Source organism: Streptomyces sp. CY-1 (assembly GCF_047218265.1).
GTDB lineage: Bacteria > Actinomycetota > Actinomycetes > Streptomycetales > Streptomycetaceae > Streptomyces > Streptomyces niphimycinicus.
Genome location: NZ_CP178393.1, coordinates 5161969 through 5187105, shown reverse-complemented (window position 1 = coordinate 5187105; position 25137 = coordinate 5161969). Strand labels below are relative to the sequence as shown.

Genomic DNA, 25137 nt, shown 5'->3' with positions numbered 1-25137 from the left:
ATAAGTCAAGGTCCCGGCGTCCCTATCTTGGGGAAATCGGGGCCTTGCCTCGTCGGCACGATGTGACGGTCAGTAAACAGACCGTGCACGGAGCCGATCATGACGAGCCGAACCCTGCCGTGGGAACCACCGAACAAGCAGGACATCGAGGCATTACCGGTAGGCAAATGGTGGGACGCCATCTCCGCGCCCACCGCAGTCGCGGACCGCGCCCTGGAGCTGCTCGGTGGCCGATCCGGCGCCGTCATCCAGGACGACACCTACGGCAAGACGTACTGGCTGATCGGCGTCGACACCGCCCGTAGCTGGTGCATTCGGCAGGTCCGCGTCCTGACCGAACTCGCCGACGAGGGCACCCTCATCGGTGTGCCGCCCGCGTCCTGGGTCACTGGCCACTCGACGTACTGGCGGGTGCCCTTCCGTCTCGACCGGTGCCTCACCGACACCCCGCTGCTTCACGACGCCTTGGCCCAGGCCGCCGGGGAGATCCTCGGCCCGAAACCGGACGGCCGACAGCTCTGCTACCGCTGCCAACTGCCCACCGACGAGCCGGTCCCGGTCGCCATCGCGCACAGCGGCAGCGTCGCCGGCCGCACCGTCTACGCCTGCCCCGCCCACGCCCGGGACTACCCGGCGGCGGATGCCGTGACCCAGGCCGCCGCCATGCGCCGTGCCCTCGACCGAGGCAGGGCCCGATGACGGCCCCCGAACCCATCGCCGACCCGCGCGTCAATGGGCCGTGGCGGGCGGCCCTCGAGCATGCCGCGGGCTGTCCGGCTTGTCGGACGCCCGGTGTCGTCTGCTCGGAAGGTGAGCGGCTGTTGCGCGTCCATGAGGAGGCTGCGCGGCGGGCCCGGTCAGGGGGTGTCGGGTGAGCCACCGCCGTAAGCCCGCTGCCTGCCGGTCGGCATGCCGGGGCGCGGCCGCCGACCGCACCTGTGTTCTCAGCTCGGGCAGGCAGAGCGCAGCGCGGCCCAGGTGTATGTGCCAACGACGCCGTCGACCGAGATGCCTCCGTGGCAGACGCGGTTGTACTCCTGCTGGAAGCGGAGAACCGCGTTGTAGGTGATGCTCCCGAAGATGCCGTCCACCTGTCCGGCGCTGAGGAATCCGCGGCGGTGGAGCTGGCACTGCACCTCGATCACCCTGTTTCCGGTGTCACCGGATTCGGTGATGGCCGTGCCGCTGTAGTACGTCCTGGAGCAACTGTAGGACTGCACGGCGGCGGAACTCGCCGAGGCGGCGTCGGCAGCCATGGCCGAATCGGCGATGACGATCGACATGCTGGTCAGGGTGAGCGCTGCGGCCGAGGCGACGACAGCCTTGCGTATGGACATCAGTCGGTACCTTTCGTCGGGCGAAGTACGCGGGCGACTGCACGGCTTCGGTGACCCGTGGTCGTCATCACTGTTGTTGGGTGGCGTGGTGCTGCACCAGCCGGGATGAACAACCGGAGACGTCCCGGGACCTCCCGGGACCTCCCAGGACCTCCCCGACACTTGATGTCCGGATCTGACGCCTGGAAGTGGGACAGTAGCGGCGAAAGCGCTCCACGATCAGCCGGACGGGGGGAGACTCACTCCGGGCTCCGGGCTCCGGGACCCATGGGTGGGGGCCAGAGCCCGAGGGCGGGTGCTGCGGAGGGGGAGCGTAGTGAGATGGCGAGCACTGCCCCCGTCACTCGACTCGAACGGGCGGCGGTTCGTAGGACAACTGCGACTGTTGAAGGACCGCAGCGGCCTCAGCCTGGTTTCCCTCCAGACGAAGACTCCCTTCAGCGGTTCGTCGTGGGAGCGCTACCTCAATGGCAAGGTCCTGCCTCCCGAGGCGGCCGTCGAAGCCATCGCCAGGATCGCCGGCGAGGATGCCGCACCTTTGCTCGAGTTGCGGGACGCCGCCGAAAGGACCTGGAACACCGCCTCGGACGCCGGCTCCACGGCCGGGAGCGATACGGCGCACGATGCGCCGGAAGCCGAGGCGCCACGGATTCGCGTCGTGGCGTTGTCCGTGGCGGCGGGCGGGCTTCTGCTTTCCGCGGTCGTTTCCGTACTGCTGGTCATGGACGCTCAGCATCCGAGGGCCGGGGGCGGGCAAGGGGCCGCTGCCAACGTCGGGAAGTACACCTGCGCCTACACCCGGCGTGCCGACCTGCTGTTCGCCGGGAACAGCGCGGCCATGTCCCATCGGGTCATGCTCAACAGCACGGGCCCCGACGTGGCCGAGGTGCAGTGTCTCCTGCTGCGTCACAAGCTGTCCCCGGGGGACATCGACGGATACTTCGGACCGCGTACGGAAACGCAGGTCAAGCGGCTCCAGCGGCAGGACCATGCCCCCACGGACGGCGTCGTGGGGGAGCAGACGTGGGCGCTTTTGCGCCACGTGGAGTGAATACCCGGTCGTGACAAGGAAGGGCTCGGCGCGTGGAGAACTCGCGGAGGACGTCCCGCTGGCGCGAACTGCCCCCGACCCTGCCTCCCGAATGCGCGCAGTTGGTCACCGATCTGCGGGAGCTGAAGGCCCGCAGCGGCCTGAACTTGGCGGAGTTGGCGGAAGCGACAGCCATCAGCAAGTCGTCCTGGGAGCGGTATCTCAACGGGAAGCAGTTCCCACCGCGCCACGCGGTCGCAGCCCTGTGCCGGGTGGTGGGGGAGACCGAGGTGGGGGAGGGCGACTCCGGAATCCTGGCCGGGTGGGCTGTGGCGGATGCGGCCTGGAGCGGCCGCGAGCACGGCATCGCGGCCGATCACCTCCGTTCGAACCCCACCGCCGACCGTTCCGCTCCGGCCAGGTCCGACGACTCGGCCCCGTACCGGCACCCCGGGCCACTGCACCGGGCGCTCCTCGCGGCGTCTGTCTTCATCACCAGACGGCCTCGGACCGCCACGGCCGGCGTCCTGCTCGCATGTGCGGCAATGATCACGCCCGCCGCCGTCTACCACATGTCGCACAGTGCCGCCCGTGCGTCACGCGCCCGCCCGCCCGTCTGCCGACTGGGGTCCTGCGAAGGCCGCAACCCTCGTACCACGGCCTGTGAGGACCCCATCACCGTGGCATCGCATACGGCCGATGACGGCACCCGGCTCGAAATTCGCCTCAGCCCGAGCTGTCAGGCGGGCTGGATCCGTACCCGGCCCACGCACAGGGGCTTCCGCATCGAGATCACCGGACCGGGAGGGCATCGCCAGAGTGCCGTGGTGACCACCTTGCCGTCCGACCAGGAACTGGGACTGGTCACCACCGCCATGGTCGCCGCGGCTCATCCCTCGCGCCTTCGTGCCTGCTATTACCCGTCAGTTCATCAACCCGGCAGGGAATGCTTCGACGGCGCCGCTGCCCCGAGGTGAGGGGGTGCGGCGGCGTGGTCCACCACCGTGGCTGGGGACCCGGGTCCCTGGATCCGCCCCTTGCGGTACTCGCCGGGAGAGATTCCATAGGTCTTCTTGAAGACCCTGCCGAATACCGCGTCATCCTGAAATCCCCATCGGGCGCGGATCTCCCCGACCGTCCGGCGGGCATGGGACGCGTCCGCCAGATCGGCGCGACAACGCTCCAACCGCTCTTGGCGGATGAACCCACGGACCGTTCGCTGATCCTGCTGGAAGAGATGTTGCAGGTACCGCAGGGAGATGTGATGCTCGGCAGCGATCAGCGCGGGAGACAGCCGCGGCTCGTTCAGATGCTGAATGACAAACCTCTTGATCTCCTTGATGAGTTCCGTCTTCGGCGAGGGGGAAATCACCTCCTGCCGCTCCATCATGCTGGTGAGAAACATTGCCGAGAGGTCAATGACGGCTGATCCGAGGCGCCCGACCGGCGCCGATTCCAGCATCGCGCACTGGTCGGCGACTCCTTCCAGGAACCGGGCCAGGACCACCCCGGGCCCGTTCCGCAGCGGCACCGGCCCCCGTGTCAGATTTCGCGACGCACATGAGGGAATGGGGACGGCACTGCGAGGTAATTGCACGACTACCGCCTGTTCCGGCTTCTCGCGGTCGAGCAGCGAAAGATCGAGCGGCCGGGTCTCCTCCCGCAGAACAAAAGCGGTGGCCGCCTGATGAGTTCCTTCTCGCCCCTGGAACGGCGACGGCTCCTGATGGAACGAGAGCACGATGAGCCAGTTGCCCGGGTTGGGCTGGAGGAACGTACGGTATTCCCTTTCCCGTGCCGGTGCGAGGGGCTTCAATACCGAAATACGCACCTGGCCAAGGTCCAGCACCCTTGTGCCGCGGGAATCCACACAGGTGTCGTACGTTTTCACAACCGTAAGTGCCTTTCGTGCAAGCGAGGGACTTCAGGCTTCGCCGGGGCCGCGAGCCCGCTCACCGCGTGGGCTCACACATTCGCCACCCGTGCGAAGCGCTTCCCTCTACACTCTTGACACCTCGGGCCGGCTCAGGAAGGGATCAGGCGTCCCATGGGACGTCCTGAGACGCCACCCACTCCGGGTCTCGCCACAAGACAGGACATACGGGGGGAAATGGCATGGGGGCGGCGAACTCCGACGCGGCGAGGGGGTTGCCTCATGAAGGCACGCTTGCGCTGGCTTCCCCGGCCGGACGGCAACTGGCGGCCGAACTGCGGCGCATCAAACAGACGTCGGGGCTGAGCTTCGCCCGGCTGGAAAGCCGGACCCACTACAGCAAGGCGTCGCTCGAGCGTTACATCAACGGAAAGCTGTTTCCCGGGCGCGACGCGGTCGCGGACATCGCGCAGGCATGCGGCGCCGACCCCGGGCCACTGCTGAAATTCTGGGACGATGCCCTGAAAACGGCCATGGAGACGAGGGAAGCCGCCCCACCTCCCGAAACCGCGACGGATGCGGAACCATCGACGCCCGCCGAGGAATCAACTCATCGGCCGCACCGCCCGTTCCGCAACCGGCGAAAGTTGATTCTGCTCGCCGGGCTGGGAATGGTCATTGCGCTATCCGCGTTCCTGGTCCGTCCATGGTTCGGCCGGACGTCCGCTCCCAAGCCCCCGACATCCGGTTGCCGCGACTACTACGTGGACATCCATGTGTACACAAGGGGGAAGGTCTGCTGGCAGTCGGCCAGTGCCACGGTGAACGGGTATGTGGAGAACCCGGACAGCGCGGGGAAAGCCACGGCCCAGCTCTGCGTCTCCAATCATCCGGATGTCTGCTCGCAGATCATCGATCTCGCCTCCGCGGCGCCGGGCAAGGGCGCGCGTTACCACCGGACGGTCCACCTTCCCGCCGGGCACGGTGTGTGGGTCCGTGCCTGTGCGAAGGATCTCTGCACGCAATGGGATTAGAGGCACACCTCCTCAGCCGCCTCGAAGGGCCGGCCAGGTGTCCTCACCCACAATGCCGTCGACATGCAGATGATGAGCCTGCTGGAATTTCCTGACCGCCAGTCGCGTATCGTCCCCGAAATCCCCATCGACGCCGTACGGGCCGATGTTGTATCCGCGGGCCTTCAGAATGCACTGCACCTCACGAACGCGGTCTCCCTTGTCGCGGTACTTCGTGAGGGCGGTCCCCGAGTAGTAGTGGCACGAGGTCCATGGCCGTGGCTTCGGGGCGTTGTGCGATGGCTTCGGCGTGCGAGTGATGACCTTGGTCGGCTGGGACTTCGGCCGCGGCTTCGGCTCACTGGCCGCGTGGGTGGGCGCCGTATCCCCTCCGCTGCCGCCGGGCGGGCCCACGGACGGGTCCGCGGCGGGAGGCGCCTGTGCTCGCGGAGCCGAGGTGCTCGGCACCGGATGTCTCTTCGTCCGGTGCGTTGGGGTGGCCGTATGCGAGACGGTGGGCGACGCCTCATGGACGCCGGCGCGTGAACCCTTCGAGTGCGCCTCCTGCGACGCCCCGTTCCCGGGGACGATGAAGGCGACCACGACCGCGACCGCCGCCACCACGGCCGCGACCGCTCCCAGCACCATCGCCCGCCGCCGCTTCCTCGGGCCGGTCTGTTTGACCGTACGCTGAGGAGCGCCGCGCCGTAGGACCGTCAACTGGTCCATGGGCGACACGGCGGCCGACCGGCCGCTCCACCCCGCGCGCGACGCGATCAACTCCGCGACTGGATCCGGCCATTCTGCGGCCGGATCCCGGTCGCGGGCGATCTCGGCCACTCGCTCCGGGGAGGGCCGGGCGGCAGGGTCCTTGTCCAGGCAAAGGCGAATGAGTTCGGCGAGCTTCGGGGCGCTCTCCGCCACCTGGTCGACGACGTCCGTGCTCGGCGGATCGTAGATCACCCGGTGGATGACGCCCCCGGTCGATCCTTCGCCGAACGGCGCCTGGCCGGTGGCCGCGAGTGCCAGGACCGAGCCGAGCGAGAAGACATCCGACGCGGAGTCCACGGCCCGGCCGCCCGCCTGCTCGGGTGACATATACGCCGGGGTGCCGACGTGTTGGCCGGTCGTGGTGAGCGCACTGGCATCGGCGGTGTGGACCACCCCGAAGTCGATGACCCGCGCGCCGTCCGTTCCCAGCAGGACGTTGGACGGCTTGAGATCGCGGTGAACGATCCCGGCGGCGGCGATGGTGGCGAGCGCCTGCCCGATCTCGGCCGCCAGCTTCCACACGACGGGCGCGGGCAGCGGGCCGTGGCGGCGCACCGCCTCGTCCAGGCTGAGGCCCGGGACGTACGCGGTCGCCATCCACAGGTGCTCGTCCTCGTCGAACCCGGACCCGAGCAACTCGGCGGTGTACCGGCCGTGGACCCGCCGCACGGCTTCGACCTCGCGATCGAACCGGCGGCGGAACCGGGCGTCCTCGGCGTACTCCGGCCGGATCACCTTGACGGCCACCAGGTCCCGGGCCGTGTACGCGGCCGACTGCGACTCATCCGCGGCCACGGCCCGACCGAGGAAGAGCCGCCCCATCCCCCCACCACCCAGCCGGGCCAGCACCCGGTAGGGCCCGATCGTCACCGGGTCCGCCCGGCGCAGCGGCTCGGCACCGAGCCGTTGGAGATCGGCGGGGGTCAGCTCTCCGGTCCAGGGGTGGGCCGGGTCGGTCTCAGGCATGGGAGTTTCCTTATGGAGTTCCTGCTGTGACGCCCTCGGGCCATATTCAGTGGTGCTTGCCGCCGGCCTCGGAGATGTTCTTCAGGACCGTGTCGAACTTCCGCTGGAACTCGTCCAGAGACTGCCTGATCTTGTTCAGGTCCGCCTGGGCGCTGCTCCAGGAGGACCTGAACTGCGAGGCGTACGGGCCGCTCCAGTGGCTCGGGTCGCTGAGGACGTTCCCGGCGGCGGAGAGGTGGGTGATGGACTGCTGGAAGCCGCCGTGAATGATGTTGAGGAACTTGGTGCTCGCGGCGTGTGCGGCGCTGTCGACTGAGATCTTGTCATCGGACATGGTGTTTCTCCTGTTTTTGACTCGGTCCCGGAGGCTTTTGATGAGCCCGGCCGGGGCTACGGCTACTTGGGCGGGGTCTTGGCTCCCGAGGTTTCCCTGAGGGTGAATTTGTCCATCAAATCCTCAATGGTGGGGAGGATTTTTTCCTTGGAATTCGGCTTGCTTGCGTAGTATTGCATTGGATTCTCAAGGACCGTCGTGAGGGTTTGGCTGTCGATCTCGGGGTCGCCGGTGAACTCGACCTTGCCGCCGTCCTGGTGGTGGACGAGACCCCGTGAGATGAGCGTGCTGACGGAAAGAGTGAGTCCTCCCACCGCGATCCTGTCGTTGATCAAGGAGGTGTTCTCATATCGTCCCGTGGGCAGCAGCTTGTTGAGCACATGATCCAAGGGATTGTGCTTGGACACCAGGCGCTTGGCGGCCATCATGGCGGCCTTGTAGGCGATAGTCGCCACGAGCCCTTCCGGTGAAGCCGGCCCCACCACCTTGAAAAGCACCTGAATGAAGACCTTGTCGACCACAAGCTTTATCAGTGAGTTCTTCGCGTTGAGGTCGACTTTCTCGATCGCCGCCATGAATGGCCGGAGTTCCTGGCCGGCCAGTCCCCCGAGCCCTATGGCCCACTGGCGAAGATCATTCGCTCCGAGTTTCTCCGGCGGTGTGATGCTGTGTCGCACGCCTGCCGAGTAGAAGAGGGTCAGCCCAGGCAGCAGTTGGTTCAGGTCGGTTTTGTGCAGTGCCGGTGCATCGGGTGCGAAGAGCGCCTGGGAGACCTTCCCCATCAGGGCATGGGCCTGCGGTTGGCCACCGATGTTCTCCATCGCCGTCGTGAGTACGCCGAGAAGGGTGCTCCGCAGCGGGGGGTTGAGCGAAGCCTCGCCATGGACCAGATGCCTGATCTGTCCAGCGCTCAGGGAGTTGGCGAAGTTCACGGACGCCGTCGGGTCGCTCGCGAGCGCACTGAGCAAGGCGATCTGCCGCTCGGCGGTCATGTGGTAGTGCTCCGGCGAGTTGTCTCGGCCGGCGAGTCGGCTGAGCGCTTCGACGACATGCGCGGTCGTCGCCTCGCTCAGCAGGCCGCTGGCGTAAGCGCTCACAAACGGTTGAGTGTCGGTCGACTGTCCCAGAAACTCCTCGAGTTTGCGCGCTTCCAGCGCATTGAAGAAGCCCGCGCAGAAGTAGGGATCGTCGGCATGCTTGGCCAGTTCGCGTTGGCGTTCTTTGGTGTTCATCGGGCTGCGGGCAAGCGCGGCTCCCGCATTGATCTGCCCCTGATGTGCGGCCTCTTTCTGTAGTTGCTTGAAAGCCTTGTCGATGGCCTTGTTGTTGGAGAAGATCGGCTGGTTCCGCCCCCGTACGAGAAAGCCCCCGGCCCGCAGGAACGCCAGGCCGACGGTCTTCACGTCCCGGTCGGTGTAGTACGCGGCTGCCACTTGCCTGGCGACGTTCGCGTCAATGGCCCCCGAAAAGCAGGGCCCGCCGCCGTTCTCATAGGCCAGAAGAGCGGGCGTCAGCACCCTGCGCACCCAGGTCTGAAGCTGCTCGGCACCTTGGGTGCAGGTATCGGAATACCTCGAGAGGTGCTCAGGAATCGCGGAGACTCTGGTCATGTCGCCTTCACACCTACTGCTTGTTCTTCTCGGCTTTTTCGGCGGCGTGCGCCGCTGTGGTCGCACTGGCCACTTGAGACTGGAGTTTGATGGCCGCTTCCTTGAGCGCGCCGAGCGCCGTCTGTTGGCCCCGGAAGTGGGATTGGAATACATCGCGCCGCTCGCCCTGCCAGTTTTCGCTGTGGCGGCCGCCGAGGAGAGCCTTGCACTGGCCCTCGCGGAGCTGAATGAACGATTCGAGTCTGCCGACGAGCTGGAACAACTGCTGACTGAGCCGATCAGCGGCGGCGAAATCGTATTTCGGTGGCATCAGTCAGTTCCCCCTGTGCGGCTCACCTGAGAATTCTCCGGCCCCGGACCTGCCCATGTCATTGACCCGGGGCGCACAGCCTCTGTGCACTTCACGCAATGCCTCATACGTCGGTGACCATTCGTCAGTTCGCCACCTGCACACCCGACGCCACCCCGTCCACCACCAAGTACCCCCGCCCCGGCAGCGGCGCCATGCGGTCGTGGCGGGGGAGTTCGGTGCCCAGCAGGTCGCCGTCGAGGTCGTGGTCGGGGCACAGGAGGACGCCGCAGCGGCTGTCGCGGGCGCGTTGGGTCCAGTGGCCGTAGGAGCGGCGAAGGGCGTCGGCGCGGCCCGCGGCGATCAGATGGTGGCCGGCGGCGGGAAAGGACAGCCACGATTCCAGGAAGCCGCGCTCGTCCTCCACCGTGTCGGCGTCGTCGGCCAGCAGGAGGGCCGGCTGGTCCAGGGGCAGCGTGGCGAGGGCCTGTTCGAGTTCGTCGTACGTGGTGGCCAGGGCGGCCAGACCGGATAGGTCCCGCAGCGGGGAGCGGCGCGGGGCGAAGCCGACGACCGTGGTCGGGGCGTCGGCGGAGGACGTCACGAGCCGGGCGATGGTGCAAAGGGCCGAGCTGCGGCCGGACCGCTGCGGCCCGGCGACCAGGGCGTGTTCGCGCTCGTACAGCCGCAGTCCGGCGCAGCCGAGGGTGTCGGAGTCCAGGCCGACGGGGAGCCACCAGGGGTCCATGGCGGTCCGGGGCGGCATCGCGAGGGCGGTGGCGGGGACGTCGGTGGGCAGCAGACCGATCTCCGGGGCGCTGCGCCGGGCGCCGGCCCACCGGGCGGAGGTCTCCGCGACGGCCGCCGCCAGGTCCTCGCCCGGCCAGCCGATCTGGATCACCTGCCGGTTGGCGGCCACGATCGCCCGGCCAGGCACATATGTGGGGACCGCGTTGCGCGGCACGTCGAAGTATCCGTACTCGCCGGGGTCGGCCAGCCGCATCAGCAGCTTGGTCTGGGTCAGGGCGGACCAGGCCGACGGCACGGCTCCGGAGCGGTCGGCGCTGACCGCGAACCTGATGCCGACCGCGGGGCCGTCGGCGTAGACGCGGGCCAGCTCGTCGATGAGGTTCATTCCGGCGATGTCCTTGTCGAAGTCCGACAGCAGTGCGCCGAGGTTGTCCAGCAGCACCAGCCACTGCGGGAAGTCCCCCGGCCCATGTGCCTTGCGCTCGTCCAGCTCCCGCCGCAGCAGCTTGATCAGCCGGATCTGCCGCTCGCGCTCGGCGGGCCCGATGTGGGCGCCGGTGTGCGGAAGCGCGGCCAGCGGGGCCAGGTCGCCCGCGCCGAGGTCGAGGGCGAAGATGTGGTGCCGGTCGGGCGGGCAGGAGCCGGCGACGGCCAGGGCGAGCGCGGCCAGGGCGGTGGAGGTGCCCGCGCCGCCGCCCCCGTAGAGCACGATGTTTCCGGCGGCAGGGTCCCATCCCACCGCGTACTGCCGCTGCCGGTCGGGGTCGTCGGCGAGCGCCCAGGAGGGCAGGCCGGCGGCCTCGGTGTGCAGGCCCTGTTCGGCGACCGCGGGGAGGTCCGCGCGGTGCAGGACATCGGGCAGCGGATCGGGCCAGGGCCGCCGCGGCGGGGCGAATCCGGACTGGTCGGCGGCCTTGCGCGCGGCCGTGACCAGCCGTCGTAGATCGGTCTCGCCCTCGTCGCCGTCGTTGGCCGCGGTCAGTACCGGCATGCCCAGGATGAACGGTGCGATGGTCACCGGGGCGGTCACCGCCGCCTGCGGGGTGACCCCGCTGGACAGCGCGGTCTGCACCGGCAGCACCTCGCGTGCGCTGAGCCGGTAGTAGGCGCGTCCCCATTGGCGGGTGCCGATTCCGGCCGCCGCCGGACTGTCGACCACGTCCTGCGAGTCCTCAGTGCTTTCCAGACGCAGCGCGATACGGAGCTTGACGTTGTTCTTGATGGCGTCGTTGACCGAGCCGGCGGGCCGCTGGGTGGCCATGATCAGGTGGACGCCGAGGGTGCGTCCGCGCTGTGCGATGCTCACCAGCGAGTCGACGAAGTCCGGCAGGGCCTTGACCAGGGCGGCGAACTCGTCGATCACCACGGCGAGCCGGGGCATCGGCTCCATGTCGGCGTCCTTGGCGTTCTCGGTGTCGCGCAGCCGCTGGTAGTCGCGGATATGGCTCAGGCCCACCTCGCGCAGCAGCCGTTCGCGGTGGCGCAGCTCGGCGTCCAGACAGCGCAGGGCGCGCTCGCCGAGCTGCTCGTCGAGGTCCGTGACCAGGCCGACGATATGCGGGAGTTCGGCGCACTCGTCCAGGGCGCCACCGCCCTTGTAGTCCACCAGCGCGAAGGTCAGATGCTCCGGGTCGGCGTCGATGGCCATGCTCGCGATGAGGGTGCGCAGCAGTTCGCTCTTGCCCGATCCGGTGGTACCCGCGATCAGCGCGTGCGGCCCGTCGTCGTCGAGATCCACGGTGAACAGGTCGCGTTCGCTGACCCCGAGCACGGCCCGCACCCGCAGGGCCGGGGCCCGGGTCTGCCACCGCCGGCCGACCTCGGAGCCGGAGACGGCGGCCAGGTCCAGCAGCGGCAGCAGGGAGATCCGGTCCGGCAGCCCCGCGCCCTCGACCCGCAGCTCCGGGTCCTCGAAGCGGGCCAGTGCCCTGGCGGTGTCGCGCGCCTGGGCTTCGGGCATGCCGCCCAGCAGCACATCCGGGATCACCTCGGCGGAGGCGACGTCGCGCACCTGCCCACGGCCCTCCGCCGAAGCGGTGACCACCGAGGTGCACAGGGCGGGCAGCCGGGTGGTGAGCACCATGGCCCCGCAGCGCCGGGTGCGGTCGGCGAGCAGGTCCCGCAGCGGGCAGGGCCGGCCCTCCAGGAGGGTGGCGCCGTCCACGACCACCAGCAGCACCGACCCGGTGCCGTCCTCCGTGCGCCTGGGCGCGGCGGCGAGCAAGCCGCGGGCCAGCGCGTCGGACTGCTCCGGGCCGACCGCCACCAGCCGCGACGTCCCCGACTGCGGGTCGGCGCCATGCGGCAGCCACTTCGTCCACTCCCAGTCGGCCAGCCGCGACGGGTCGGCGAACACCGCCAGGGTCACATCGGCCGGCCCACTCCCCACCAGCGCCTGGCACAGCAGGGACCGGGCGACGGCGAGGGCCGCCCGACGGTCCCCCTCGAACCCCACCGCCTCACCGGCCGAGACCCCGACCACGGCCGGCACCTGCGGCAGCACACACCGGGCGCCCAGGATGTCCGCCACCTCCGGGGCCGGCCCGGAGGAATCCGTGTCGAGAGACGGCGTCCACGGCAGGTCGGCCGTGCCGACGACGGTCTTGAGGAAGTCCGGTGCGCCCGGGCGCCGCTCCCACAGGGCGGCCCCCGGCGCGGTGGCCCGGTGGACCACCTCCGCCGGATCGGGATGGGCGCCCCGGCGGGTACGGAACTCGGCGGCGTGGCGCGCGGCCACGGTCCGCTCGAACTCCGCGATGCGCGCCGCGTGATCCCGCATCCCGCGCCGGAGGGTGAATCTGCCCCGCAGCCGCTCCTCCACGAAGTTCGCCATGAACATCAGGGGGGTGAGCGCCGCGATGGCCGCGTAACGGACGTCGTGCGTGAGCGCGACGATCGCACCGGCCAGAACCAGCGGCCCCAGCATGCTGGAGATGCTGAACGGAGCCTTGTTCGCGCTCGGTGGGGGAGAGGGGACGGCGATCCGCGGCGGATCGGCCGGGCGGCCACCGCGTGGTGCGCGGTTGAACGGCAGGGTGCCGCCGGGACCGACCTCGCGGACGGCGTTGACACGCTGTACGGGTCCGAGGCGGTCGGGCGGCAGGACGCGCAGCAGCACCTCACCGCCGAGCGAGACCAGGTCGTCCGGACGCACCCGGACGCCCGGCTCGGTGATGCGCTCGCCACCGACGTCCGTGCCGTTGGCCGTGTCGAGATCGGTGACGCGCACAGCCCCGTCGGGCGCGACCTCGAACGCCGCATGCAGTCGGGACACCCCCGTGGCCACGACCCGCACATCCGCCTCGGCACCCCGGCCGATGACCGTTCTGCCCGCCTTCAGCGGAAAGCTGCGCCCGGCCTCGAGCCCGCCGACCACCCGCAGTACGGCGGCCGCGGCGCGCGGACTGCCGGCGAGGTCCCAGCCCGCGCGGGCCACCCGTGATCCGTGGGTGAGACCGCATTCGCTCAGCCCCGTCTCCGGCGGTGCCGTCCGCCCGTCGATGCTCAGTCCGGTCGCGGGCACGTCCAAAGCGGCGGCCAAGTCGGCCAGTGTGGCGTCCGGCCGACCGACTCGCAGCTCCATCTCCCGCTCGGATTCGCCATCGGCGTAGATGATCCGCACGGCACAGTCCCTCCACAGTGGCCCTTGTCGCAAGGGGTATGTCGAGTCTGGGGACCGCCTCTCGGGAAGTCATTGACGGCGGACGCAGAGTCTTTGACTTCCGGCGCAATGCGAACGGCCCCCACGATCCGCGATCGTGGGGGCCGTTCGGCCCGGCCGGCCGCGCCGTGCTAGGCGACCTCGGCGAGGATCCGTTCCACCTCGGGGGAGAGGGGCTGGAAGACCTCGAAGAGGCCGATGGTGCGCAGGGCGGGGGTGAGTTCCCGCATCTGTGCGACGACGGCTGTGTACTCGGGGGTGCCCTCGGTGAGGTCGTTCAGTCGTATGGCATTGCTGACGAACGCGGCCACCGAGCCCTTGCGGACGGTCCTCCCGTTGATCGCGGTCGAGTCGACGCCCGCGGGCAGGACGTCCTCGGGGCGAACGGCGGGCTGCTGCGGCTGCGAAGGCGAGTGCGACATGGCCATCTCCTGCGTGTGGAATGAACGTGCTTTCTGCACGTATTAGAACGTTACCAGGACTCCGTGTTTTTTGCACGTATCATCGAAGGGTGAGCGATACGACACGTGACAACACATCCGCCGCCCGCGTGGCCGCGGCCATCGGGGCGTTGACCCAGAGGGCCACCCGTGCCGGGCTCTACAGCCGGTTGACCTCCGGGGTGGAGGGCGTGGACGCCACGACCTACCCGGTGTTGTCCGGGATCGACCGCATGGGGCCCGTCACCGCCACCAAGCTCGCGGAGGTGATCGGGATGGACCGCACCGTCACCACCCGCTACGCGACCCGATTGCAGGAGGCCGGGCTGATCGACCGCCGCCCCGACCCCGCTGATGCCCGTGCCACCAGGCTGGTCCTCACCGTTGAGGGGGAGCGGGCGGTCGCGGCGCTGCGAGGGGCGCTGGAATCCTTTCTGGCCGAGGAGATGGCGACGTGGCCGCTGGGTGAGGCCGCCGCGTTCGCCATGCGCCTGGAGCGTCTGACGGAATCCCTCGCTCAGGGTGAGGCGGACCGTTCACGCTGATGTGCGCGGGTGACGGGCCGCCGCTCGGACGTCGAGGTGCGCTCCGGTCCTGTCCGCGATCTCATCGGTGGAGACGCCCGGGGCGGCCTCGGCGAGAACCAGGCCGCGTTCCGTAACGTCGATCACGCCCAGGTCGGTGATGACACGCTGCACGCACCGTTTGCCGGTGAGGGGGAGCACGCACTCCTCGACGATCTTCGGGCTGCCGTCCTTGGCCGTGTGGTCCATCAGGACGATGACGCGCCGGGCTCCGTGGACGAGGTCCATGGCGCCGCCCATCCCCTTGATCATTTTCCCGGGGATGGTCCAGTTCGCGAGATCTCCGGTGGCCGACACCTGCATGGCACCCAGGATCGCCACGTCGATGTGCCCGCCCCGGATCATGCCGAAGGACAGGGAGGAGTCGAAGAACGAGGCTCCCGGCAGCACGCTGACGGTCTCCTTGCCCGCGTTGATCAGGTCCGGGTCCACCTGCTCAACGGTGGGATAGGGGCCCAGGCCGAGGATGCCGTTCTCGGATTGCAGCACCACATGGACACCGGTGGGCAGATGGTTGGGCACCAGGGTGGGCAGGCCGATGCCGAGGTTCACATAGGAGCCGTCAGGAAGTTCGCGGGCCGCCCTGGCCGCCATCTCGTCCCTGGTCCAGGCCATCAGTTCGCTCCTCCCGCCGTGACGATGTGCGGCGTGCGCACGGTCGTCTTCTCGATGCGCTTGTCCGCGGCTTCCGACGCGGTGAGCGCGAGCACCGACCGCACGAACACCCCGGGAAGATGGATCGCGTCAGGGGCGAGCTCTCCCGGGTCGACGAGTTCTTCGACCTCCGCGATGGTCACTCGCCCGGCCATGGCCGCCAGGGGGTTGAAGTTCCGCGCCGACTTGTCGAAGACGAGGTTGCCGTGCCTGTCGCCCTTGGCGGCCCGTACCAGAGCGAAGTCGGTGGTGATCGACTCCTCCAGTACGTACTGCGCCCCGTCGAACTCGCGCACCTCTTTCCGTGGTGAGGCGACGGCGACATCGCCGTCGGCGTCATAGCGCCAGGGCAGTCCGCCCTCGGCGACCTGGGTTCCCACTCCCGCGGGCGTGAAGAAGGCGGGTATGCCGCAACCGCCCGCGCGCAGCCGCTCGGCCAGCGTGCCCTGGGGCACCAACTCCAACTCGAGGTCGCCTGCGAGGTACTGGCGGGCGAACTCCTTGTTCTCGCCGACATACGAGCACATGGCGCGTGAGATGCGCCGTGCCTCGAGCAGTACGCCCAGCCCCCAGCCGTCGACGCCACAGTTGTTGGACACGACGCTCAGCTCTGCCGCGCCCTGCTCCAGCAGCGCCTGGATGAGTACGGCGGGGATACCGCAGAGGCCGAAACCGCCCACAGCGAGCGAGGCCCCGTCGTGGATCTCCGCCACGGCTTCGGCGGCGGAAGTGACGACTTTGTCCATTTTGTCCATGAACGCCCTCCGTATCGAGGTCGGGTTCGCCGGAGATGGCGAGCCGTCGACAGCGCACCGCCGTATCGCGCCGGTCGGGAAAGTGGTCGGCGGCGCGGCCGGGTTCGCGGGGTCGGCGGCTCCCGCCGTATGCCCGGGAACCGCCGAGTGTCGAGGAGGGCTCGCCGCCGGCCCAGGTCCGGGACGGCGGGCGGCCAGGCGAAACCAGGAGCCCGGAGGCCCCGAAGTTAGTAAACGTTAACTCGCGGTGGACGTTAGCGGGCGCCGCCGGAACTGTCCACTCCCGCGCTTCGGAGCCGAGGGCGGCGGCGCGGGGAGACCCGGGCGACGGCGCGGGGAGACCCCGGCGACGGCGCAGGGAGACCTGGGCGGCGGACTGAGATCTCCGTATCCAGAACGTGAGATCGCAACTGCGTTAAGGTGGCAGTGTGAAGTATCTGCCGGGCATCCTGGGCGAAGACCATCCGAGCCTCAGCGCCACCGAGCGCGCATACGCCGCCATCAAGCGCCAGATCATCGAACTCGAGCTGGTGCCCGGCACTCATGTCACCAAGTCGGCCCTCGTGCACCGGGCCGGCGTCGGCACGATGCCCGTCCGGGAGGCGCTGACCCGGCTCCAGCGGGACGGTCTGGTGCAGGCGCTGCCCCGCTCGGGCTACCGCATCCTGCCGGTCACCCTCAAGGGGACCCGTGACCTCTGCGCTTTCCGTCGGCTGCTGGAGGTGGAGGCGGCGGGTCTCGCGGCGGAGATCGGGTGCCCGGAGCGCGATCTCGCCCGGATGGAAGAGCTGCTGTCGGTCACGTACGAGACGGGCGACCCGGCCAGTCTCGACGCGTTCCTTCGCGCCAATCTCGAATTCGACGCGATCATCGCCAATCGATGCGGCAATGACATGCTGGCCCAGTCGATCATCCGGGTCTTCGACGAGTTGGAGCGAGTCCTGCGGATCACGCTGAAGTCCCTGCCCTTCTCGGAGCCGGCCGCGCATCAGCGGCGGGACATCCTTGAGGCCATCCGGGACCGTGACCCGGCCGCGGCCCGTGCGGCCATGGGCGCCAGGACGCAGGCCGCCCAGGAGCAGATCATCGACCAGTTGGTGTCCCATGCGTCGCTCGCCGAGGTCAGTATCAGCGTCACCTGATTCCGGAGGGGCTCCCGGAGGGAGTCCCGGAAGGGATCCCAGTGGGCTGGATTCATCTCGCGTCCCCCGAGGGGTTGACGGATGTTCCCGAAAGTGGTGGGCTGGGAACTGAGATCTTAGATGCATAGATAGAGATCTCAAAGGGGGTGGAAGTTCATACTCGCACCCGCTGCCGCATCGAGATGATCACCATGAACGCCACAGCGATCTCCCGGACCGACCGGACATTCTCTCTGCCGCCCTCCGCCGCCGACGTGCCCCGGATCCGGAGCGCCCTGGTGGGCGCCCTCCACGAATGGGGGCTCGCCGAGGGCGCCGAGCTGGTTCACACCATCGGCCTCATCGCCTCGGAGCTGGTGACCAATGCCGTCATCCACGCCGGTGTGCTCACGCCGAGCATCGTCGTCATCCTCAGGATCGGTGCGGGCGGAACGCTTGAACTCGGTGTCCGTGACAACTGCCGCGACATTCCGAGGCCGCGAGCCGCCTCCCCGGAAGCCGACCATGGCCGCGGGATGGCGATCGCCGATGCGCTGCTCGCCGAGCTCGGCGGAGGTCTGACGGCCGAACCGCATCCCGATGGCAAGACCGTTTGGGCCCGGCTGCCCGGCGCGCTCCCGTAACCCGGCCGCCGGTCCGCCCGCCTATGGCAACGCTGTGGCACCGCGGCGGCCCCGCCGTGGCCCCGCCGTGGCAACCAAGACCCGTGAAGGGAACCTGATGAAGCTGGAACGTCTGCCGGCTCTCGAACTCGCCGACCGCGCCCGGATGGCACCGCCGAGTCGCCCTGCCATGATCCCCTTCCGCGGTGTGCCGACGCTTCCCATGCCGGAGCATGTCGTGGAGGCGGTACGGACCGCCGCGGGCGAGGTGTTCCCCCGGCGCAGCCGTGGCTCCGAAGAACTCCGTCAGGCGATCGCCTCGCACCTGACGGCCTCATACGGGCTCACCGTGGACCCGGAGAGCGAACTGCTGATCACTCATGGCGCCCAGCACGGGATGAGCGTGGCGCTGAGGGCTCTGCTGTCACCTGGCGACGAAGTGGTGGTACCCGCTCCGAGCTATTTCTTCGACGGCATGATCCGCCTGGCGGGAGCCAGGCCGGTGTACGTACCGTCCGATGAGAGCCGCGGATGGGACCATGTCCCGGCGGCTGTCGAGGCCGCGATCACTCCGGCCACCCGGGCGCTGCTGGTCTGCAACCCCAACAATCCGACCGGCCATGTGCCCAGCCGCGAGCGGCTGCGCGGGCTGCTGCACATCGCCGCCCGGCACGGTCTGATCGTCTTCTCCGACGAGTCCTACGAGCGCTATGTATGGGACGGGCCCGGCTATGTGCCGCAGATGCTGCTGCGCGATCACCATCCGGATCTGGTCACGGTCACCAGCCTCAGCAAGAACTACGCCTTCACCAGTTGGCGGATCGGATATGTGCACGCCCCCGCCCATCTGCTGAAGCCGATACACCACGCCTTCGAATGGGACGCCATCAACGTCGGCGACGTGGCCCAGGCCGCGGCGCGGGCCGTCATCACCGGCCCGCAGACCTGGATCGAACGAGAGTTCGCCACCATGCGGGCCCGGCGTGACATTCTTCGGGACGGGCTGGAGAGCGCCGGTCTCGCTTCGGTACGCCCCGACGCCGGTGTGTTCGTCTTCGTCGACTGCGCCCCTCTCGGACTCCGCGGGCGACGGCTGGAGCGGCTGCTGATGGATCACGGTGTGACGGCCATCGCGGGCGACGCCTTCGCCGGGCCGGATACGCATATCCGCATGGTGTACGGGGGATCCGCCGCCGACCTTCGGGAGGCGGGGCGGCGGCTCGGGGAGCTGGCGCGGGGGAGTGCCGGGGTCCGCCCGGCTCTCGTGGAGTAGCGGAACGGAAGACGGCATGCGCGGTGCGGTGGGGTGCCGCACCGCGCGAACAATAAAGATCCTAGATGGCCATTGATGAGATCTCAGTTCTCCCCTAGGGTCATCGCAACTGCCGGAGGGGCGGCGCGATGCAGCCCTCTAGGGGCCACCTTTCAAGGAGCCGAACGTGCCAGGACCTGCCAAGACCGACCTCGACGGAAGCTGGCGCGTCGCCGCCGACATCGGTGGGACGTTCACCGATGTCATCGCCCTGGGCCCCGGAGGCCGGGTCGTCCCCGTGAAGGTCCTCTCCACACCACCGGACTTCGGCAGCGGCGTCCTCGGCGGAACCCAGGCCGCGCTGTCCGCGGCGAGTGTGCTCCCGAGCCGGGTCACGGCGATGCTGCACGCCACCACGGTGGCCACCAACGCCATTTTGGAGATGCGCGGCGCACGTACCGCCCTGGTGACCACGCGGGGATTCCGGGACGTGCTGGAACTCGGCCGGCTGCGCCGCCCGTTGCTGTACGACCTCTCCTGGCAGCGGCCGACCCCGCTCGTTCCCCGGCGTCACCGCTATGAGATCGACCAGCGCATCACCGCCGACGGCCGTCTCGAGCCCCCGGCGGACGCCGCCGAACTGGCCCGTGTGGCGGGCGAGATCCGGGCCGCGGACATCGAGGCGGTGGCGGTGTGTCTGATCAACTCCTATGCCTGCCCCGAGGAGGAGCGCCGGGTCGTCGCCGAACTGCGGGCCCTGCTGCCCGGCAGCTATGTGACCGCCTCCGTCGACATCACCCCGCAGATGCAGGAGTACGAGCGCACCAGTACCGCGGTCGTCAACAGCTATGTGGGGCCCCAGGTCCATGACTATGTGACGGCGCTCGGCGAGGGCCTGCGGGAAGCGGGCGTCTCCGCGCCCCTGATGATCATGCAGTCCAGCGGTGGACTCCTCGACGCGCCCTCGGTGGTGGGGCGCCCGGTGCAGATCATCGAGTCGGGGCCCGCCGCCGGTGTCATCGCCGTACGGAAACTCTCCCGGCTCATGGGCCTCGACTCCGTGGTCGCCTTCGACATGGGCGGCACCACGGCCAAGGCGTCCCTCATCGAGAACGGGGAGCCGTTCGTCGCGGGCGACTACGAGGTCGGCGGGGGCATGAACATCACCCGCGGCCTGGGCAAGGGGGCGGGATACGCGCTGCGCGTGCCCTCCATCGACATCGCCGAAGTGGGCGCGGGCGGGGGCAGCGTCATCTCCACCGACGTCGCCGGATCCCTGCGGGTCGGACCGGAGAGCGCCGGCTCCCGGCCCGGTCCCGCCTGCTACGGCAACGGAGGGACCAGCCCCACTCTGACCGACGCCAATGTGGTCCTGGGCTACCTCAGTTCGCAGGCCCTGGCCGGCGGGCGGGTGACCATCGAGCCGGACCTCGCCCGGCGGGCCATCGCCCCGGTGGCCGAGGACCTCGGCGTCGACATCCCGGCGGCCGCGCGCGGAGCCTACGAAGTCGCCGTGTCCAGCATGACCAAGGCGGTCAAGGCCGTCACCAGCGAACGCGGTCGCGATCCGCGGGAGGCGGTCATGGTGGCCTTCGGCGGAGCCGGGCCGCTCTATGGCGCGGCCATCGCCCGTGAGCTGGGCATCGAGACCGTCATCGTCCCCGTGCACACCGGGCTGTTCAGCAGTCTGGGACTTCTCGTCGCCGACACCGAACGGCAGGCGGTGCTGCCCTACCGGGCCGACCTCGACGCACTCGACCTGCTCGGCGCCGAGTTCGACCGTATGGCCAAGGAGGTCACCGAGGCCCTGCGGGAGGCCGACCCCTCGGCGCACACCGAGGTCCAGCGGATCCTCGACATGCGCTACCGCGGTCAGCGATTCGAACTGTCCGTCACCGTGCCGGGCGGGACGCTGGACGACGGCCTGATGGCCTCCGCTCGGCAGCGGTTCCACGCCGAGCACCACCGCACCTACGGCCGCGCCGGCACCGACGAACTGGTGGAGATCGTCAACCTCCGCGTCCGCGGGCGGGTGCGCAATCCAGTGAGCATCGAGCGGATTCTGAGCCTCCCGCCGTCGGAGCCCGGCGCCGAAACGACCAGGGCGTGCCGATTCGACCAGAGCGAGCCGACTCCGGTGATCGCCCGCTCCGCGCTGTCGCCGGAACCCCGGCAAGGCCCCCTCGTCATCGAGGACATGGACTCCACCACCCTCGTACCGCCGGCGGCCACCGCCCACCGCGACCGCTTCAACAACATCGTCATCCGCTGGACGAACACAGCCCCGGAGGCCACCTCATGAGCCCGCGCCCGATCAGCGACGCCGCCACGTTCGAGGTCTATCGGAACGCGGTCACCGGACTCGCGGACGAAATGGCGATCACCATTCTGCGCACCGCGCACTCCCAGATCGTCGCCTCCAGCATGGACTTCTCGGCCGCGCTGTGCGACGCCTCCGGACGGGTGATCGCACAGGCCAACACCTGTCCGGTGCACCTCGGCTCCATTCCCGAGGCCATGAGCGCCGTGCTGGAGAGCTTCGGCGACTCCGTCCGCCCGGGCGATGTCTACCTTCTCAACGATCCCGACCTGGGCGGTATGCATCTGCCCGACATCTTCGCCATCGCCCCGGTGTTCACCTCCGGGCAGGAGCTGATCGGCTACTCGGTCACCGTCGTCAACCACGTCGACGTGGGCGGCTGGGCCGCGGGATCCATGGCGGTGCAGTCCACCAGCATCTTCGCGGAAGGCGTACAGATACCGCCTTCCCGGCTGTGCGACGCGGGCACGCTCAACGAGACCTTCCTCGCGCTCATCCTGCGAAACGTACGCGAGCCCGAGCTACTGCGTGGCGACCTGGAAGCCCAGCTCGCCGCGTGTCACGCGGGCGGGGAAGGGCTGAAGGAACTGGCCGAACGCCACGGTATCGACGGGCTGGCCGCGTTGAACGAGGAACTCCTCGACTACTCCGAGACGCTGCTGCGCGCCGCCCTCGCAAAGGCCCCCGACGGTGCCTACGCGTTCGAGGACTTCATCGACGACGACGGCATGGGTTCGCCGCCCATCCCCTTCCGCGTCACCGTCACCATCACCGGGGACCGCCTGCACCTGGACTTCACCGGCTCCTCCCCCCAGGTCGCCTCGGCGCTCAACGCCACCGAGTCCTTCACCCGGTCCGCCTCCTACGCGGCCATCCAGGGCGCCCTCGGCTCCGACATCCCGGCCAACAGCGGCTTCTACCGGCCCCTCACGTTCACGATCCCCGAGGCATCCATCCTGAGCGGCCGAAGGCCCTCGGCCCGCGGCGCCCGGGGCCTGGTCGCCTACCGCATCATCGACACCGTCCTCGGCGCGCTGGCCCCCGTCTTCCCCGACCGGGTCCCGGCCGCGGGCGACGGCGGCCCCGACTCCGTGGCCATCGGCATCACCGGGCAGGACGGAACCACCAACGTCCTGTGGGACATCCTGTGCGGGGCCTGGGGAGCCCGTCCCGACCGCGACGGTGTGGACGGCGTGAGCCCGCTCGGCGCCAACCTGGCCAACGTACCGGTGGAGGAACTCGAGCAGTCCGGCCATGTGCGCATCGACGGCTACGGCTATCTGCCCGACACCGGCGGCCCGGGCCGATGGCGCGGCGGACTGTCGACCTTCCGCGATATGACGGTCCTCGCCCCCAACGTCTCGGTGCAGATCCGCTCCGACCGGCGCACCCACCTGCCCTACGGTCTCCAGGGAGGAGCGCAGGGCACGGCGTCGTCCAACATCCTCAACCTGGGCACCCCCGAGGAGCTGGAACTCCCCGCCAAGGTCGTCCGCGATCTCGCCTCCGGCGACCGCCATCGGCATGTCACCGCCGGCGGAGGCGGCCATGGGGACCCCTTCACCCGCGACCCCGACCGTGTCCTCCAGGACGTGCTCGACGGAAAGGTCACCGCCTCCGGAGCGAGCCGCGACTACGGAGTCGTCGTCACCCCCGACGGCGCGATCGACACGGCGGCAACACAGCGACGGCGCGCCGCCGGGCGCCATTAGCACCGCCCCGTCCCCGCCGCGTCCCCGTCTCCACCTCCCAAGCCACCTCCCAAGCCACCTCCCACCTCACCACCCGCGGACCCCGCTCACCGAGAGGATCCCGTCATGGCCGAGGTCACCGCCGCCCTGACAAAGACAGACGATGACATGCGTCCTGTATGGCGCAAAGTAGGCATCCGCATCATCCCGCTCATCGGCCTCGCCTACGTGATGAGCTATATCGACCGTGCCAATCTCGGCTATGTGGCACAGTCGCTCGGCAAAAGTCTCGGCATCACTGCCGGACAGATGGGCCTGGCCTCCGGCCTGTTCTTCATCGGCTACATTCTCGTGGAAATCCCCAGCAATATGATGCTGCGCCGATTCGGGGCGCGGAAATGGATCACCCGAATCCTTGTCTCCTGGGGCATTGTCACCATGGGAACCGCGGCCGTGGAGAGCGTCGGCCAGCTCTACATCATGAGAATCCTGCTGGGTTTCGCGGAGGCCGGGCTGGCCGCCGGAATCCTGCTGTATCTGACCTTCTGGTTCCCCAGGAGACAGCGGGTCTGGGCCATGTCGGTCTTCTTCATCATGATTCCGCTGTCCGGCATCGTGGGATCGCCCCTCGCCGCTGCCATGCTGTCCTGGGGTGAACAGCTCACCGGGTACGAGGGGTGGCGGTCGTTGTTCCTCGTCGAGGGCCTCTTCACCGTTCTGGCCGGAATTCTCGTCTTCAGCTTTCTGCCGGACCGGCCCGCCGACGCCAAATGGCTGACCAGCCAGGAGAAGGACGCCATCCAGCGTCAACTCGCCCTGGAGGACGCCCGGCAGAACGCACATGGCGCGCTCACCGGGGTGCGCCAGGCGCTTTCCAGCGGACGAGTGTGGATGCTGGCCCTCGCCTTCTTCGCCATCGTCTTCGGTCTGTACCCCATCGCCTTCTTTCTGCCGACGATGATCGCCACCCTTACCGGGAACGCCTCCGCGATCTCGGATGTCAGCAGTGTGCTGCTCGCCGCCATCCCGTCGGCGATCGCCATCGTCGCCATGCTCGCCTGGGCCAGGGTGGCGGCCCGCCGGTCCGTGGTGTTCTCCACGGCGATCCCCCTGGCCTTCGGCGTCGTGGGTCTGCTGCTGGCCACCTTCACCCACCAAGACGTCCTGTTCATCGCGGCGTTCTGTATCAGCGTCTCCGGTGTCTACACCGCCATGGCGCAATTCTGGCGACTGCCGCCGCTGTGCCTGACCGGCGCCGCCGCCGCCTCCGGTATCGCGCTGATCAACTCGGTGAGCAATGTCAGTGGATTCGTCGGCCCCTATATGACCGGCGCCATCGCGGATGCCACCGGCGACTTCAGCTACGCCCTCCTGGTCATCGCCCTCATGCTCACCGCCGGATTGGTGATCCTGCTGACGGCCGGGCGCAAGGCGGAGCAGTCGACCGCCCAGGAACCACTGTCCCAGGCCCATGAAACGGAGAAGATCGGGTGACCGGCCGTACCGACACCGCACTGATCGTCGGTGATATGCAGACAGGCATTCTGGCGAACTACCCATTCAGCCGGGCGCCCCTACCTGCCATACAGTCTTTGGTAAGTGCCGCTCGTGCGCGCGGCATCCTCGTTGTCCTCGTCCGCACGGAACTGCGGGTATCGGGAGTCGATGTCTCGGCGAACAACGACCTGTTCACGGCGTTTCACCAAGCCGGCCCGCTGTTCCATGAGGGATCCGGGGAGACGGACATCATTCCGGGGTTGGCGCCACAGGCGGAGGATGTCGTCATCACCAAGCGCCGCACCAGTGCTTTCGCCGGAACGGAACTCGACCTGGTGCTGCGCGCCCGGCGCATCGAAACGATCGCGCTGACCGGAGTGGCGACCAGCGCCATGGTCGCGGGAACGCTCTACGACGCCCTGGACCGCGACTACCGGGCCACCGTCCTGAGCGACGCCTGCGCGGATGCCGAGGCGGACGTCCATGACTTCTTCATGGAGCGGATTTTCCCCGCACGAGGCGCGCGGGTGATGACAGCGGGTTCCTGGCTCGCGGAAGTTGGGTGA

General features: G+C 69.0%; 22 protein-coding genes. 12 read left to right on the top strand and 10 right to left on the bottom strand.

The window, feature by feature from the left end; genetic code table 11:
* Nucleotides 1–99 precede the first annotated feature (99 nt).
* Nucleotides 100–699, top strand: coding sequence for a hypothetical protein (locus ACK1X7_RS22125; RefSeq protein ID WP_385143235.1), 600 nt, complete (start codon nucleotides 100–102; stop codon nucleotides 697–699).
* Nucleotides 700–944: 245 nt separating this feature from the next.
* Here ACK1X7_RS22125 and ACK1X7_RS22120 read toward each other — a convergent pair whose 3' ends face one another.
* Nucleotides 945–1337 carry a peptidoglycan-binding domain-containing protein gene (locus ACK1X7_RS22120; protein ID WP_385143232.1) on the bottom strand — a complete coding sequence of 131 codons (393 nt, stop codon included), beginning with the start codon at nucleotides 1335–1337 and terminating at the stop codon, nucleotides 945–947.
* Nucleotides 1338–1608: 271 nt separating this feature from the next.
* Between ACK1X7_RS22120 and ACK1X7_RS22115 the strand changes: the two genes are divergently transcribed.
* Together ACK1X7_RS22115 and ACK1X7_RS22110 are read left to right on the top strand one after the other, a co-directional pair.
* Nucleotides 1609–2388, top strand: coding sequence for a peptidoglycan-binding protein (locus ACK1X7_RS22115; RefSeq protein WP_385143229.1), 780 nt, complete (start codon nucleotides 1609–1611; stop codon nucleotides 2386–2388).
* Between the two features lie 32 nt (nucleotides 2389–2420).
* The gene (locus ACK1X7_RS22110) at nucleotides 2421–3344 is read left to right on the top strand and encodes a helix-turn-helix domain-containing protein (RefSeq protein ID WP_390795235.1); all 924 of its coding nucleotides are present in this window, start codon (nucleotides 2421–2423) and stop codon (nucleotides 3342–3344) included.
* Here the strand turns inward: ACK1X7_RS22110 and ACK1X7_RS22105 are convergent.
* Nucleotides 3299–4258, bottom strand: coding sequence for a helix-turn-helix domain-containing protein (locus ACK1X7_RS22105; protein ID WP_385143224.1), 960 nt, complete (start codon nucleotides 4256–4258; stop codon nucleotides 3299–3301). The genes ACK1X7_RS22110 and ACK1X7_RS22105 overlap by 46 nt on opposite strands.
* A 224-nt stretch (nucleotides 4259–4482) precedes the next feature.
* On the opposite strand from ACK1X7_RS22105, the gene ACK1X7_RS22100 reads away from it, so the two are divergent.
* Complete coding sequence (locus ACK1X7_RS22100; protein WP_390795234.1) at nucleotides 4483–5274, top strand: helix-turn-helix domain-containing protein; 792 nt, start codon at nucleotides 4483–4485, stop codon at nucleotides 5272–5274.
* 12 nt (nucleotides 5275–5286) lie between these two features.
* On the opposite strand, the gene ACK1X7_RS22095 is transcribed toward ACK1X7_RS22100, so the two are convergent.
* From ACK1X7_RS22095 to ACK1X7_RS22070, 6 genes are all read right to left on the bottom strand, one after another.
* Nucleotides 5287–6990, bottom strand: a complete 1704-nt coding sequence (locus ACK1X7_RS22095) for a protein kinase domain-containing protein (protein WP_390795233.1) — start codon at nucleotides 6988–6990, stop codon at nucleotides 5287–5289.
* Between the two features lie 46 nt (nucleotides 6991–7036).
* Nucleotides 7037–7324, bottom strand: coding sequence for a hypothetical protein (locus tag ACK1X7_RS22090; RefSeq protein WP_216344372.1), 288 nt, complete (start codon nucleotides 7322–7324; stop codon nucleotides 7037–7039).
* A 62-nt stretch (nucleotides 7325–7386) separates the two neighbouring features.
* On the bottom strand, nucleotides 7387–8934 hold the full coding sequence (locus ACK1X7_RS22085; RefSeq protein WP_385143215.1) for a hypothetical protein: 1548 nt from the start codon (nucleotides 8932–8934) through the stop codon (nucleotides 7387–7389).
* A 13-nt stretch (nucleotides 8935–8947) separates the two neighbouring features.
* Nucleotides 8948–9244 (bottom strand): hypothetical protein, encoded by a 297-nt coding sequence (locus tag ACK1X7_RS22080; RefSeq protein WP_385143212.1) that lies wholly within the window; start codon nucleotides 9242–9244, stop codon nucleotides 8948–8950.
* Between the two features lie 124 nt (nucleotides 9245–9368).
* Nucleotides 9369–13595: an FtsK/SpoIIIE domain-containing protein gene (locus ACK1X7_RS22075; RefSeq protein ID WP_413115550.1), complete on the bottom strand. Its 4227-nt coding sequence runs from the start codon at nucleotides 13593–13595 to the stop codon at nucleotides 9369–9371.
* Between the two features lie 170 nt (nucleotides 13596–13765).
* Nucleotides 13766–14056 carry a hypothetical protein gene (locus ACK1X7_RS22070; RefSeq protein ID WP_385143206.1) on the bottom strand — a complete coding sequence of 97 codons (291 nt, stop codon included), beginning with the start codon at nucleotides 14054–14056 and terminating at the stop codon, nucleotides 13766–13768.
* An 89-nt stretch (nucleotides 14057–14145) separates the two neighbouring features.
* On the opposite strand from ACK1X7_RS22070, the gene ACK1X7_RS22065 reads away from it, so the two are divergent.
* Complete coding sequence (locus tag ACK1X7_RS22065; protein WP_385143203.1) at nucleotides 14146–14619, top strand: MarR family winged helix-turn-helix transcriptional regulator; 474 nt, start codon at nucleotides 14146–14148, stop codon at nucleotides 14617–14619.
* Here ACK1X7_RS22065 and ACK1X7_RS22060 read toward each other — a convergent pair.
* Nucleotides 14611–15273: a CoA transferase subunit B gene (locus ACK1X7_RS22060; RefSeq protein ID WP_390795230.1), complete on the bottom strand. Its 663-nt coding sequence runs from the start codon at nucleotides 15271–15273 to the stop codon at nucleotides 14611–14613. The two genes, ACK1X7_RS22065 and ACK1X7_RS22060, sit on opposite strands and share 9 nt — an antisense overlap.
* Nucleotides 15273–16058, bottom strand: coding sequence for a CoA transferase subunit A (locus ACK1X7_RS22055; RefSeq protein WP_385143277.1), 786 nt, complete (start codon nucleotides 16056–16058; stop codon nucleotides 15273–15275). Before ACK1X7_RS22055 ends, ACK1X7_RS22060 begins: the two co-directional genes overlap by 1 nt.
* 437 nt (nucleotides 16059–16495) lie before the next feature.
* Here ACK1X7_RS22055 and ACK1X7_RS22050 point away from each other — a divergent pair, with 437 nt between their 5' ends.
* The 7 genes from ACK1X7_RS22050 (at nucleotide 16496) to ACK1X7_RS22020 (ending at nucleotide 25137) form a co-directional block, all read left to right on the top strand.
* Nucleotides 16496–17209: a GntR family transcriptional regulator gene (locus ACK1X7_RS22050; protein WP_413115549.1), complete on the top strand. Its 714-nt coding sequence runs from the start codon at nucleotides 16496–16498 to the stop codon at nucleotides 17207–17209.
* A 191-nt stretch (nucleotides 17210–17400) separates the two neighbouring features.
* Entirely contained in the window at nucleotides 17401–17832 is a 432-nt protein-coding gene (locus ACK1X7_RS22045; RefSeq protein ID WP_413115548.1) for an ATP-binding protein, read from the top strand.
* 97 nt (nucleotides 17833–17929) lie between these two features.
* Nucleotides 17930–19084 carry a pyridoxal phosphate-dependent aminotransferase gene (locus ACK1X7_RS22040; RefSeq protein WP_385143195.1) on the top strand — a complete coding sequence of 385 codons (1155 nt, stop codon included), beginning with the start codon at nucleotides 17930–17932 and terminating at the stop codon, nucleotides 19082–19084.
* Between the two features lie 166 nt (nucleotides 19085–19250).
* The gene (locus tag ACK1X7_RS22035; RefSeq protein WP_413115547.1) at nucleotides 19251–21365 is read left to right on the top strand and encodes a hydantoinase/oxoprolinase family protein; all 2115 of its coding nucleotides are present in this window, start codon (nucleotides 19251–19253) and stop codon (nucleotides 21363–21365) included.
* A complete protein-coding gene (locus ACK1X7_RS22030; RefSeq protein ID WP_385143189.1) occupies nucleotides 21362–23095 on the top strand; it encodes a hydantoinase B/oxoprolinase family protein in 1734 nt (577 codons plus the stop codon). Before ACK1X7_RS22035 ends, ACK1X7_RS22030 begins: the two co-directional genes overlap by 4 nt.
* Before the next feature lie 105 nt (nucleotides 23096–23200).
* The gene (locus tag ACK1X7_RS22025; protein WP_385143186.1) at nucleotides 23201–24568 is read left to right on the top strand and encodes an MFS transporter; all 1368 of its coding nucleotides are present in this window, start codon (nucleotides 23201–23203) and stop codon (nucleotides 24566–24568) included.
* Nucleotides 24565–25137 (top strand): cysteine hydrolase family protein, encoded by a 573-nt coding sequence (locus ACK1X7_RS22020; protein ID WP_385143183.1) that lies wholly within the window; start codon nucleotides 24565–24567, stop codon nucleotides 25135–25137. Before ACK1X7_RS22025 ends, ACK1X7_RS22020 begins: the two co-directional genes overlap by 4 nt.

What these genes read in the sequence shown, in the direction of transcription:
- ACK1X7_RS22125 (WP_385143235.1), top strand. Translation starts at nt 100, where the DNA reads ATGACGAGCCGAACCCTGCCGTGGGAACCACCGAACAAGCAGGACATC.
- ACK1X7_RS22120 (WP_385143232.1), bottom strand. Translation starts at nt 1,337, where the DNA reads ATGTCCATACGCAAGGCTGTCGTCGCCTCGGCCGCAGCGCTCACCCTG.
- ACK1X7_RS22100 (WP_390795234.1), top strand. Translation starts at nt 4,483, where the DNA reads ATGGGGGCGGCGAACTCCGACGCGGCGAGGGGGTTGCCTCATGAAGGC.
- ACK1X7_RS22095 (WP_390795233.1), bottom strand. Translation starts at nt 6,990, where the DNA reads ATGCCTGAGACCGACCCGGCCCACCCCTGGACCGGAGAGCTGACCCCC.
- ACK1X7_RS22090 (WP_216344372.1), bottom strand. Translation starts at nt 7,324, where the DNA reads ATGTCCGATGACAAGATCTCAGTCGACAGCGCCGCACACGCCGCGAGC.
- ACK1X7_RS22085 (WP_385143215.1), bottom strand. Translation starts at nt 8,934, where the DNA reads ATGACCAGAGTCTCCGCGATTCCTGAGCACCTCTCGAGGTATTCCGAT.
- ACK1X7_RS22080 (WP_385143212.1), bottom strand. Translation starts at nt 9,244, where the DNA reads ATGCCACCGAAATACGATTTCGCCGCCGCTGATCGGCTCAGTCAGCAG.
- ACK1X7_RS22070 (WP_385143206.1), bottom strand. Translation starts at nt 14,056, where the DNA reads ATGTCGCACTCGCCTTCGCAGCCGCAGCAGCCCGCCGTTCGCCCCGAG.
- ACK1X7_RS22060 (WP_390795230.1), bottom strand. Translation starts at nt 15,273, where the DNA reads ATGGCCTGGACCAGGGACGAGATGGCGGCCAGGGCGGCCCGCGAACTT.
- ACK1X7_RS22055 (WP_385143277.1), bottom strand. Translation starts at nt 16,058, where the DNA reads ATGGACAAAGTCGTCACTTCCGCCGCCGAAGCCGTGGCGGAGATCCAC.
- ACK1X7_RS22045 (WP_413115548.1), top strand. Translation starts at nt 17,401, where the DNA reads ATGAACGCCACAGCGATCTCCCGGACCGACCGGACATTCTCTCTGCCG.
- ACK1X7_RS22040 (WP_385143195.1), top strand. Translation starts at nt 17,930, where the DNA reads ATGAAGCTGGAACGTCTGCCGGCTCTCGAACTCGCCGACCGCGCCCGG.
- ACK1X7_RS22030 (WP_385143189.1), top strand. Translation starts at nt 21,362, where the DNA reads ATGAGCCCGCGCCCGATCAGCGACGCCGCCACGTTCGAGGTCTATCGG.
- ACK1X7_RS22025 (WP_385143186.1), top strand. Translation starts at nt 23,201, where the DNA reads ATGGCCGAGGTCACCGCCGCCCTGACAAAGACAGACGATGACATGCGT.